General features: G+C 39.2%; 6 protein-coding genes. 5 read left to right on the top strand and 1 reads right to left on the bottom strand.

Annotation, left to right across the window (positions count from 1 at the left end):
* Window positions 1-78: 78 nt before the first annotated feature.
* Window positions 79-4,104: a hybrid sensor histidine kinase/response regulator transcription factor gene (locus tag AABJ51_RS09210; RefSeq protein ID WP_338375766.1), complete on the bottom strand. Its 4,026-nt coding sequence runs from the start codon at window positions 4,102-4,104 to the stop codon at window positions 79-81.
* 629 nt (window positions 4,105-4,733) lie between these two features.
* On the opposite strand from AABJ51_RS09210, the gene AABJ51_RS09205 reads away from it, so the two are divergent.
* The 5 genes from AABJ51_RS09205 (at window position 4,734) to AABJ51_RS09185 (ending at window position 12,517) form a co-directional block, all read left to right on the top strand.
* Window positions 4,734-7,733 carry a SusC/RagA family TonB-linked outer membrane protein gene (locus tag AABJ51_RS09205; protein ID WP_338375764.1) on the top strand — a complete coding sequence of 1,000 codons (3,000 nt, stop codon included), beginning with the start codon at window positions 4,734-4,736 and terminating at the stop codon, window positions 7,731-7,733.
* 44 nt (window positions 7,734-7,777) lie between these two features.
* Window positions 7,778-9,352: a RagB/SusD family nutrient uptake outer membrane protein gene (locus AABJ51_RS09200; RefSeq protein WP_134436339.1), complete on the top strand. Its 1,575-nt coding sequence runs from the start codon at window positions 7,778-7,780 to the stop codon at window positions 9,350-9,352.
* A 20-nt stretch (window positions 9,353-9,372) separates the two neighbouring features.
* Window positions 9,373-10,365, top strand: a complete 993-nt coding sequence (locus AABJ51_RS09195) for a glycoside hydrolase family 43 protein (RefSeq protein WP_434781392.1) — start codon at window positions 9,373-9,375, stop codon at window positions 10,363-10,365.
* Window positions 10,366-10,456: 91 nt separating this feature from the next.
* The gene (locus AABJ51_RS09190; protein WP_338375973.1) at window positions 10,457-11,353 is read left to right on the top strand and encodes a glycoside hydrolase family 43 protein; all 897 of its coding nucleotides are present in this window, start codon (window positions 10,457-10,459) and stop codon (window positions 11,351-11,353) included.
* 6 nt (window positions 11,354-11,359) lie between these two features.
* Window positions 11,360-12,517 (top strand): sialidase family protein, encoded by a 1,158-nt coding sequence (locus AABJ51_RS09185; protein WP_338375762.1) that lies wholly within the window; start codon window positions 11,360-11,362, stop codon window positions 12,515-12,517.
* The last annotated feature ends 110 nt before the right edge of the window (window positions 12,518-12,627 follow it).

The following is a 12,627-nucleotide window of genomic DNA, read 5'->3' as shown; positions in this document are numbered from 1 at the left end:
TCTATTTGTTGACTTCGCAAGTATAAAAGCAACGGTCTGCTATTACTTGAAAATATGTCATTAAATACGTTCTGCTACTTAAGAAGAAGGTGAACCCAGATTCTCTTTTATAAACTCTTTGGGTGACATTCCGTAACTTTTAATAAATGCTTTGGTAAAATAAGACGCCGAGTTAAATCCGACCATAAAGGCAACCTCGTTGATACGGAGGTCAGTCTCTAATAAGATTTTACAGGCTTTTTTCAGACGGTAATCCCTTAAATAATCGCCGGGAGTTACTCCGCAGATACTTTTGAGCTTACGCTGTAGATTGGATCTGCTCATGCCTAAGATTTCCGACAGGGATTCGACCGAGAAGTTTTCTTCGGATATATGCTTTTCTATTTCTTCGTTTATTTTATTGAAGAATGTTTCGTCCCGCTTGTTTGAAGTTAGTAACGAATAGGAGGCAAAAGGCATTTTATTAAAGTTTTCGAGTAAACTTCGCCTGTTTTCGAGCATACTTGATATCTGAGCTTTGATATAAAGCATAGAGAATGGCTTTTCGATAAATACGTCCGCTCCCGACCGTAGACCTTCGACTTTCGTCCAGTTTTCGGTTTTAGCAGATAAGAGTATCAAGGGAATGTGACTGTAGTTTATGTCTTCCTTTAGTTTCTTGGTGAAAGCTATGCCGTCTATCTCAGGCATCATTATATCGGAGATAATGAGATCATACACAAGTTCTCCATCAAGAAGGAGAAAGGCTTCTTTGACATCATTTGCAATGTTTACTATGTATTCATTCTCAAGGGACTTTTTAAGGTATGCAGACATATCGGCATTGTCATCAACAACAAGGATTGTATACCGGCTTTTGGGTTCATTCTGTCTGTTTAATGTTCCGGAAGTTTGATCGTTCTGATCTTTAGTTTCCGGCTTTTCCGGAGTATTATCGATTTGTATATCCCGAACGGTAAATGTGAATATCGAGCCGCCACCGGAATTATCGGATACCCTGATTTGGCATCCTAATTTATCAGAAAGAAATTTGACAAGTGATAACCCGATGCCGTATCCGATGTTTTTATCTTCTTTCGATATCTGATAAAAAGGATCGAATATGAGTTGCTTATTATTATCGGAAATTCCTTTTCCGTTGTCTATAACTAAGACATGGAATGAATTGTCGTTATTAGGTATTAGTTTCAGATCGATTCTGTTAGATGTGTATTTTAATGCATTTGTAAGCAGATTGTCTATTATCTTGGTCAGGGCATCAGCATCAAATGTCACATTGGTATTTACATTTGATGGAGGCAAAGACAGGTTGAACTCGATATTCTTCTTTTGGATAGTCTTTTTGAAGCGGTCATACAGTTCTGTCAGAAATTTATTGAGATTCAGTTTTTCGGCATTGATGATATATTGGCTCGGACTTACGTTCCTGAAATCAAGGAGTTGATTGATCAGAATATTTAGCCGTTCACAGTTCTTTTCTATGATCTCGAGGTTCTGTTTGGTATTGTTTTCGCTGTTGTTGGTATTGATAATTTCTTCCAATGGAGCGTTGATCAGACTTAGAGGAGTTCTGATCTCATGGGCAATATTAGTGAAAAACTCTATTTTGGACTTGAATGCCAATGTCTCCTGCTCATTCTTTATACTCTCAAGATAGTGCTTTTGCTTATTCTTGTTTTTACGGATGAAATAATTTATGGTTCCGTATATGCTAAGAAGGACGAGAAGAGTGTAAACGATGAGAGCGGGTATCGACAGCCAGAATGGCGGCAGTATCTTTATTGATACCGAAGTCCCTTCGTTGTTCCATATATTGTCATTATTAGACGCTTTTACCTTGAAGGTGTATTCTCCGGGAGGTAGATTTACATAGGTTACATTTTGAGTATTGCCGACATAGTTCCAGTCATTGTCTACTCCTTCGAGTTTATACGCATACTGGTTCTTGTTTTGAGAGATGTAGCTTAAGCTGACAAACGAGATTGTAAAAGATGCCTGATTGTATCTCAATTCGATTTTCTGCTTCATGTTCAATTTAGTCTGGAGCTCTTGAGCCAACTGTTCGTTTGTGTCCCCGAGTATATTTATCCGGGTTATTTCGACAGGAGGAATAATAGGATTCTTTATATTGATCAGATCTTGAGGATAAAAGCAGCTAAATCCGTTTACTCCTCCGAAATAGAGTTTGCCGTCTCTCGATTTATAGCTCGACTTGAAGTTAAACTGATTACTCTGTAAACCATCTTCTTTTGTATATAGTTTATACTGTTCTGGATTAGCAGTGTTAGTGCATACCAGTCCTTTATTACAGCTGAGCCATAGGTTTCCGAAATGATCGTCTAGAATACCGTAAACAACATTGTTGGGGAGTTTATCCGATTCTGAAATATTCGAAAAGCGGTCGGTTCTGTAATCATACAAAAATATACCCCGGCCTTCGCTCGAAAAAAGCAGACGCTTCTGGCTGTCTATATAGATGCCTGTGAGCTTACTGCCGACAATCGGATCATTGCCTTTTAGGATCTGGTCATAATATGTCCATTTCTTGCTTTCGTAATTGTATCTGATAACGCCGGTTCCATATGTTGCTATCCATAGGTTGGAATAGTCGTCTTCTTTCATATCATAAATGAATCCGGTTACTTCGTTGACCCGTGTAAATGAATTCGATTCTTTATGAAAGAGATTAAGCCCCATTGTTGAGCCAGCATAAATGGTTCCGTTGCGTGTTTTATATAACGAGAAGATACAGTCATTATCGAGAGTATTTGCATCCGATATCGAATTTCGCAGATTTTTGATGCTTTTGTTTTTTGTATTATAAATGTCAATGCCTCTCGAGAATGTTCCGATCATCAGATTATCTCCGTCTAGTAATAAAGCGTGTGTATTGTGGTAAGTTGTTTGTATCGGTTGGGTTATACGTTTGGTTGTTACATTAAAGTAATTGATTCCTCCATCTTCCGTTGCTATCCAAATGTTGCCTTGCGGATCTTCGCAAAACTGGCTGACAGCTTTCCCCGAAAGGGTTCCAGGATATCTGTCAGGGTAATATGTTTCGATACTGGATATTGAAGGTGTGAGATAGTTGATCCCGCCGAAATATGTTCCGATCCATAAACCGCCTTCCGTGTCTTTGGATATAGAATATATGTTCTGGTCACTCAGGCTGTGGTGTAGCTGGGGAATATCTATCCGGTAATAATTGTAATTGTTTATATCGAGCAGATACAGTCCGTCGTCAGACCCAACCAGGATATTGTGTTCGGAATAACGAAACAGAGTCCGTATATGGGTTATGTAAGTCGGTGAGCTCTTTGTAAAAAACGACTGCAAGCCGTTATCTTGCTTATTGTAAAGCTTCAGACCATGATCCCATGTTCCCAGCCAAAGGTTGCCTTTGTCGTCTTCATATATTGATAGGGTTTCGTATTCGGTTTCGCTCTTACTGTCAAATAACCCTTTTACCGATTCGAATTGATATATATCTTTGTTGTACCTAAGGAGTCCCATACGTGAACCTGCCCAGATTGTCCCCGATTTGTCTTGATAAATAGTCCAGACTGAACTCCCATCCAGATTGGTTTTTAATACGGGAATCCTTTGGAGAATATGTCGTTTGGGATCATATCTGAAAATACCCTGATGCATACTGCCTATCCACACAAAGCCGTCTTTGTCTACAAGCAGAGAGTTTATTGCACTGGTCATCCGGATCTGTTCTTTTGTTGCAGTTGTTAGTTTGGTGAAAGTTTCGTCGTATGTATTCATCATATATACTCCGGCATCCGTTCCCAGATATATTGTATTGTCATTGACTTGAGCGATACTGCGGATAAAGTTGTTTCCTATAGAATGTGTATTGTCTTTACTATATCGGAATGTACGGAATTTGCTGCCGTCATACCGATTAAGTCCGTCTTTTGTTCCGAACCACATAAATCCTTTTGTGTCTTGCAGCACACAATATACCGAACTTTCGGATAAGCCCGTGTCCACACCTATTTTCTTAAATTGAAAATTGGTGTAATTCTGAGAGTTTGCTTTCGGTATAAATACCGGAAGTAAGAGTATAATGAATATTATGATTGAGTATCTGTTCATATTGATTGGTGCTTTTATAGCTGGGTTACCTTCTATATGTGATGTTAATCAGTTATTTAACCTCAAAAGGTAACAAAGGTTATATGCCAAATTCATTTTTTTTCGATTGTTTCCTTTTCTCATAACTTGTAACTGATAAAAAGGCAACGATTTTTAAGGAGCTTTTTCTGTATAGATAAAATTATTCATAACAGCTAAGGTATATGATGAAAAAAATAAATCAAATATACTAATCTTGGTTTTTATTGTAAAAATTAGGCAAATAATAGTCATTTTTATTATTCAGGACTTGTAGTCTCTGATATTACATCTTTTTGGCTTAAAAAGATTATTAATCTGAATTTTTGTTAAATAGTTTTGTCGTATATCCTTTAAGTAGCAGATAGTCTTTAATGATATATTTCTAAGCAATGACAGGCTTTTTGATATTTATAAGTCTGAGACCTTAAAAGATACCATGTTAAATTTTTATACCTATTAAAATCTGAAATCATGAAGTAGAACCTAATTTTTTCCCGGAAAGAAACTATAGCCTGAATTTAGGAATCCTACGTTTCTATATCCGGATTGTTTTTCTCAAAAGGTCTTAGACCTTAGTTAACCAATTTAGACAACTTAATTTAATGCTCATGTTAAAAAGAATCATTTTATTATCGGTTATATTTTGTACCGCATTTATATCTTCTGTATGGGGGCAAAATATAAAACTGGCGGGAACGGTTGTTGATGATCGAAACGAACCGCTGCCGGGGGTTACTATTGTCGTCAAAGGGGGCTCCCAGAATACCATGTCCGATCTGGACGGAATATTCTATATAGATGTTGCTCCGCAGCAGACACTTGTATTTTCTCTTGTGGGGATGACTCCTCAGGAAATAGCTTATACCGGACAAAAATCATTGAAGGTCGTAATGAAAACCGATGATAAACTCCTCGAAGAAGTAGTTGTTATCGGATATCAGACTATAAAGAAAGCCGATTTGACAGGGGCTGTCTCTGTCTTTAATACGAGCGAAATGAAAAATAAAACGGTTACAGGTACAGTGGGGGATGCCTTGGGTACTCTGCCCGGTGTTTTCGTGCGTACCGCCGGTAATCCGGGAGCGGAAGGTAAAGTCGAAATCAGAGGTACAGGTACTTTCGGAGACAGCAATCCATTATATGTAGTGGATGGTATCGTATCCGGTGCGAACCGTGACTTTAACTTTAACGATATCGAGAGTATCCAGGTCTTGAAAGATGCATCTGCGGCTGCTATTTATGGGTCACGTGCAGGCAATGGTGTTATCATTATCACTACCAAACAAGGAAAAGAAGGACCTATGAAGATAGATCTGTCTTCACAGATGACTGTGCAATGGCTTCCAAAATATGATCTGGTAGGACGTGACAGATGGATTGAACTGAATGATATGGCTTTTGCCAATGGGGGAAAAGCTCCCGCTAATCACTTCGATGGTAATACCGATTGGCAGAATGAAGTATTCAAAACCGGTATAGTACAGGATCATAATATTTCGATATCTGGAGGAGGAAAAACCAACAGGTATTTCTTGTCTGGTAATCTGCAGAGTAATAACGGTACTACAATCGGAACCGACAGTAAGCGTTTCACTCTGAGAAGTAATATGACCTCTTCGAGAGATTTTGGTGATGCAGTTACTTTTCGTATAGGTGAAAATATGGTTTTGAGCCATTATCGAGTTAATGAGTTGAATACGAATCCTATTGTCGATGTATATCGTATGCTGCCTACTATAGCCGTTCATGATCCTAATAATGATGCAAAAGGCGGATATGGTTTCGGTGATGGAAGCAGGGATGTTACATTCGGTACAAATCCTTTTGCCAAAGAAGATTTCGAAAATACAACTAACAGCAACCTGCGTGTAAGAGGAAATGCTTTTACAGAGTTGGAAGTGCTGAAAATGTTTAAATACAAATTCAATTTCGGTTTTGACTTTAGCAATGATAAACATAAGTATTTGCGTAAAGAAGGATATTGGACATATAACCAACCTTACGATCCTTCGTCTTTAAATAGAAATCAGGCTCAGTCCAGAAATCTGGTGTTTGACAATACGCTCGAATTTAACAAAGAATTTGGTAAGCATTCGGTAAGTGCAGTTGTCGGAACAAGTTATCAGGCTTCTAACTACGAGCAGTTGTGGGGTACTAAAAATGATGTGCTCATGAGCGGCGATTCTTATTTTGATCAGTTGGATGCAGCTCTTTCAGGTCCAAAGACAGGAAGTTACAGAAATCAGGAAAAACTGTTCTCTGTTTTCGGACGTGCTAATTATAATTTTGATGATAAGTACCTGTTCAGCTTTACAATGCGTAGAGATGAATCATCTAAGTTCAATCCGAAAAATAATGTAGGTTATTTCCCTTCATTCTCTGCAGGATGGCGTATCAGTAAAGAAAAATTCTTTAACGTAGCTTGGGTTGATGATCTGAAAATCAGGGGTAACTACGGTCGCTTGGGAACGTCAAACAACGGTAAGTACGATTATATTCCTCTTATCGGGGTATTCCCTCAGGTAGTCTTTGGTAATGATAATCTCGAAAATGCCATGACTCAGATTAAACTGGTTAATGAGAATTTGAAATGGGAGATCCTGACTCAGGTAAACTTAGGGTTTGATGCTGCATTCTTGAACAGCAGATTAGGAGTCTCTGCCGAATACTTTATCAAAGATTCAAAAGATGTACTTACCGAGATGCCCATATTATTATCAACCGGTAATAATGGCGGAAATCCATGGGTAAACGCTGCGACTCTTAAAAATACAGGTTTTGAAGTTACTCTGTCGTGGAGAGATAAGGTTGGTAAAGACTTTGACTATAACATAACAACCAATTTTTCGTACCTGAAGAACAGGATAGACAAATTGGCTTACGGATTGGATGAGATTAACCAATGGGATACTAAGTCTAAAGTCGGCCGTTCTATAGGTGAATGGTTCCTGATCAAAACAGATGGTTTATTCAGAAGTGAAGAAGAAGTTCTGGCTCATAAAAACAGTAAAGGCCAGCTGATTCAGCCTAATGCTAAACCCGGAGATATTCGTTATGTCGATTTCAACGACGATGGTCAAATCACTGATGCCGACCGTCAATACTGTGGAAATACAATGCCTAAATTCCAAATGGGAATGAATATGGGATTCCGTTACAAGGATATTGATTTACAGATACAAATGGCAGGATCGTTTGGTAACAAACTATTCAATGGCCCTAGAAGCGGTTATGATATGTTTAATGACAACTCGGGCTACCGTAAAGATTATGATCCATGGACACACGAAAATCCGAATGCAAAAGATCCTCGTCCTATTTACGGCGATTCCCGCAACAGTAGAGGAGATCAGGACAGATGGCTGGAAAACGGAAACTACTGGCGTGTTAAACAGATTGCTTTAGGTTATAATCTGCCTAAATCATTGACACGAAACTTTTTCGATAATATACGAGTGTACGTTAATGCTCAGAATCTGATCACATTTACTTCGTACAAAGGTCTTGATCCCGAATTTCTGAATACCAATATCTGGGACAGAACTTATGATGGTGGAGCTTTCCCTAATCCTCGAGGGATCACTTTCGGTGCTCAACTTGCATTCTAAAGGTCGTAGACCTATTTTATTGATCAAATAAACAGTGTAATATCATGAAGAAATATATTTTAATACTAACCGTTGCCTTATCACTCGGACTTTTCTCAGCCTGTGATGTGGAACTGGAAAACCCGAATACCATAACTAAAGGAACATTCTGGAAAACGGAAAAAGATGCACGTTATGGAGTGAATGCCGTATATAATATGTTCTATAAACCCGGAACTTTCAGCCGTTGGATCTGGTTTCGTTTAGATTTGACCTCTGATGAGGGATTCAGTCAAAGTCCGTGGGCGGAGCTGAAAGAATGGACTCAGTTTAATTATACGAACTATAACTTCTGGGAAGGTAACGCATGGACATACCGTGATTTTTATGAAGCCATATTTCGTGCCAATCAGGTGATAACTTATGTACCCGATATTACTTTTCAAAACGAAGAAGATAAATCGAAGGTTTTAGGTCAAGCTTATTTCCTGCGTGGAATGTATTATTATTACCTGTCTTTGTTGTGGGGCAGTGATGCTAAGAGCCTTGCTATAAATCTGGAGCCGTCAACTCCCGAAATGAGACCTGCAGGACATACCGGAACCGAAGTGTATCAACAAGCTATAGACGATTTGACTCAGGCTGTAAGTATGCTTCCCGAATCGTGGAGCGGAGATGACAAAGGTCGTGCTACAAAAGGAGCTGCTTACGCTTACCGTGCAAAAGTATATATGCAGATGCATAAATGGACTGAAGCAAAGAATGACCTGAAATGGCTGGTCGAAGGTGAAGGAAAATCATATTATGATTTGACAGTAAATTATTTCGATAATTTCAATAAAGATACCGAAAATAATATAGAATCGGTTTTCGAAATTCAATTCTCAGATATTCATAAAGCTCCTGCAGGAGACGGAGACTTCGATGTTGACCCAAACTTAGGTCTTAACAGAGGTCAGTTTTTTGCCCCTCCCGGAATTGGTTGGACAGATGGCGAGCTTCGTCCTTGGATTGTTACCGAATTTAAGAAAGAAAAGAATGCAGATGATAAATATGATATCCGTTTGAGATATACCGCTTTTTATGAAGGTATGGAAAACGATTTCGAAAATAATAGCAAGATATACAAGTTTACCAGCAATGCCGCGACTTGGGCTCAGAGTAATTATAAAGGACGTGTGTTCTATCGTAAATACGGATCTGATTATTACAGGGATTACGATGACTATCACAATCCTACAAACGTCCGTCTTGTTCGTTTTGCTGATATATTGCTGATGTATGCAGAGAGTATTGTTCAATCGGGCGGAACTGTTGCTGATGCTGCGAAATATGTGGATAGAGTGAGAGCCAGAGTATCTATGCCTCCGTTATCGAAAAATAACTCTGCGGCTCTGGGTAGTCCTGATTTATTTCTGAAAAGACTACAAACAGAACGCGCATTGGAATTGGCGACCGAAGGTCAGCGTTTGGCTGATATCAAACGTTGGGGATTATTGGATAATCAGGCGGGTATTGATGAACTGAAGAGCCGTGATGCGGACTTTAATGGTTTCAAAATCGGAAAACATAACTGTCTGCCAATCCCATCGGATGAAGTGAAGAACAACGCAAATATTGTTCAGAATCCTAACTACTAAGTAACAGAAAGTTTTCAATTATGATAAAATCAGCAGTCTTGTTTATCCTTGCTCTTATTTGCGGTATTGCCATATCATGCAGTAGTGGCAATGGCAATGAAGACCCGCCGATAACAGGCGAGAGGTATAAAGTTCCGTTGGGAGACCCGTTTATCCTTTATTACAATAATATGTATTACGCATATGGAACCCAGTCTGATGATGGTATTGTTGTTTATACTTCTTCCGATCTGAAAACTTGGGAAAAACAGCCGAAACTTGCATTAAGTAAAGACGATTCTTATGCCGACCGTTGGTTTTGGGCTCCTGAGATATATTACATTAAGGAAAAGAACAAATTCTTTATGTACTATTCGGCAGACGAACATATATGTGTCGCTGTATCTGATTCGCCTTTAGGGCCGTTTAAGCAGGACGAGAAAAAACCCATGTACGAAGGATTTGGTATAGACAATTCTCTGTTTATTGACGATGACGGCAAAGCTTACATCTCGTTTGTGAGATCTGTTGATGGAACCGGAACTCCTGGAAATTCGATCTGGGTAGCTGAATTGGAGAATGATTTGAAAACGATAAAAACAGAAACATTAACACCAGGCCTCCATGTGACGGAGGCTTGGGAAAATGTTTGGCCCAGAGTTACAGAAGCTCCTTTCATTGTGAAGCATGCCGGAAAGTATTACATGACCTATTCGGCTAACAGTTACGAAAGCCCGCTTTATGGTGTCGGTTATGCTATTGCTGATTCACCGATGGGACCGTGGATAAAATATGAAAAAAATCCGGTTTTACAGAAGAATGACGGATTGCAGGGTGTCGGACACAGTGCCATGTTTACAGATAAAGAAGGAAAACTGAGAATTGTTTTTCATGCGCATTTTTCAAATACCAGTATTCATCCACGATTGATGTATGTCAAAGATGTGACGTTTACATCTGATGCTATCCCTGTGATGCAGATTACGGGTGATCTTATAACTCCCGAAACTATCGGATGGAGTCTTTATCAGTAAGATTTTGAATCTTATATAAAAATAGTAAAGAATGAAAATAGGAAAATATATAACCTCATTGTACTTGCTGCTGTTTGCTTTTGCCGGCTGTATGGCTCAGAATACATCAGGAGGAGAGATCGTCCCGTTGGGAGATCCGTTTATTATGCTCCATAATAATAAGTATTATGCATACGGAACTCATTCCGATTCGGGTATAGAAGTGTACACTTCGGATGACCTGAAAACATGGCAGAAACAACCTCAATTGGCTTTAAGTAAGGAAGACTCTTATGCCGACCGTTGGTTCTGGGCTCCCGAAATATATTATATCAAGGAAAAGAAGAAATTCTTTATGTATTATTCTGCCGATGAGCATATTTGTGTAGCCCAGTCAGATTCTCCATTAGGGCCATTCAAACAAACGGAAAAGAAGCCGATGCTCGATGGTCAGGCAATAGATAACTCGTTGTTTATCGATCGTGACGGTACTCCTTATATGACCTTTGTGAAATTTGTTGACGGAGACGGTGTTCCAGGAAATTCTATCTGGACAGTTAAATTGAAAGGTGATCTGGAAACAGTACAACCGAATACATTGATACCATCACTTCAGGTAACCGAAGCTTGGGAAAACATTTGGCCGAGAGTTGTAGAAGCTCCTTTTATTGTGAAGCATAAAGATAAATATTATATGAGTTATTCGGCTAACAGCTACGAGAGCCCTTTTTATGGGGTGGGTTATGCAACAGCCGATTCTCCCATGGGACCATGGACAAAGTATGAGAAAAATCCTATTCTGCAAAAGCCTTCGAGGTTACAGGGTGTCGGGCACAGTGCCATGTTTAGAGATAAAAAGGGAAAACTGAAAATTGTATTTCATGCGCATCATTCCGATACGTCTATTCATCCAAGAGGCATGTATATTATGGATGTAAAGTTCACTAATGATACTGTTCCTGTTATGACAATCGGAGGTAAGATTACCGAATGCAGACTTAAAAAATAACAATAGATGAAAGCAATAATAACGATTATCTTGTTTGTTTTTCTTTTTCAGGTAGATGGAAGGGGGCAGGCTGCTAGAGCCTGTCCTGCCGACCGCCCCCTAATTGAGTGGGATTATTCTACTATGAAGAAGCTTGCAGATACGGGAGGATATCCGAGAATGAAAAAACTCGCAGATGATTCTTTATTGATAATTTATCAGGACTATCTCGGTGATGTCGATTACAAACGCAGTTATGATGGCGGCAGAACCTGGTCGGAGCCATGCCGAATTTTCACACAGTTTGTATACTCAGATCTGAAAGGAGAAAGTACAGTCGTGAAAATTGCTAATCCGGAGATATATCAATTGAAGAATGGAGACCTTGTTGTTGCCTGCAATTACAGACCCGAAAAAGAAGAAATAGCACCTTATGCTATAGTTATAAGGCGAAGTATTGATAATGGCAAGACATGGCTGGCTCCCCAGCTGCTTTATAGTGCGGCTCCCCGTTTCAAGGACGGATGTTGGGAACCGTCTTTTTTACAATTACCCGACTCGGAATTACAAGTATACTTTGCCAATGAAAATCCATACAGGCAATCGGATGAACAGGAAATATCCGTACTGAGTTCGTATGACAATGGCAAAACATGGACGGAAAAGCCTCGTACCGTATCTTTTCGGAAAGACAGAAGGGATGGGATGCCTGTTGCTACAATTATTGGTGATGAAATAGTAGTAGTTATAGAAGATAATAACATTGATCGGTTTAAACCTTATATCGTACGGAATAAGCTTTCGGAGAATTGGAAATCTCCGGTTCTCGCAGATTCCGGACTGCGTGAATATTGTCTGATCGAACAAATGAATGATTCGGTATATATGGGTGCTCCATACATATTGAGATTGCCCCAAGGGGAAACCCTTATTTCATATCAGACCAATGAAAACCGACAATCCGATTGGGAATTTTCTACAATGGAAGTTGCTATAGGTGATAAGTCGGGGCGGAATTTCGGTTGTCGCACACAGCCTTTTCCCGTCCCTTTAGATAAAGAGGCAAAATGGGGTTCTCTTACATTGGTAAATGATTCTACAGTAGCCGCATTGACTTCTTCGAACAGAGATTCGGAGAAAATAGCACCGTGGATTATATTCGGGCATATTAAGTATGGCGATTAGTCAGACATAAGTAAGAGAAAGTGTTTAATGATATATTTTCAAGTTATAACAGGCTTGGATTGTTATACTTACTAAAGTAATAAATAGGTCTGCGACCTGAATGGAGGAAT

Source organism: Indolivaga capnocytophagoides (genome assembly GCF_036511535.1).
Classification (GTDB): domain Bacteria; phylum Bacteroidota; class Bacteroidia; order Bacteroidales; family Dysgonomonadaceae; genus Dysgonomonas_A; species Dysgonomonas_A capnocytophagoides.
Note: the sequence above shows the minus strand (reverse complement) of the source record. Positions and strands in the feature narration are given on the sequence as shown.

Coding starts and splice junctions, on each gene's coding strand:
- AABJ51_RS09190 (WP_338375973.1), top strand. CDS start 10,457: ATGGCTCAGAATACATCAGGAGGAGAGATCGTCCCGTTGGGAGATCCG.
- AABJ51_RS09195 (WP_434781392.1), top strand. CDS start 9,373: ATGATAAAATCAGCAGTCTTGTTTATCCTTGCTCTTATTTGCGGTATT.
- AABJ51_RS09205 (WP_338375764.1), top strand. CDS start 4,734: ATGTTAAAAAGAATCATTTTATTATCGGTTATATTTTGTACCGCATTT.
- AABJ51_RS09185 (WP_338375762.1), top strand. CDS start 11,360: ATGAAAGCAATAATAACGATTATCTTGTTTGTTTTTCTTTTTCAGGTA.
- AABJ51_RS09200 (WP_134436339.1), top strand. CDS start 7,778: ATGAAGAAATATATTTTAATACTAACCGTTGCCTTATCACTCGGACTT.
- AABJ51_RS09210 (WP_338375766.1), bottom strand. CDS start 4,104: ATGAACAGATACTCAATCATAATATTCATTATACTCTTACTTCCGGTA.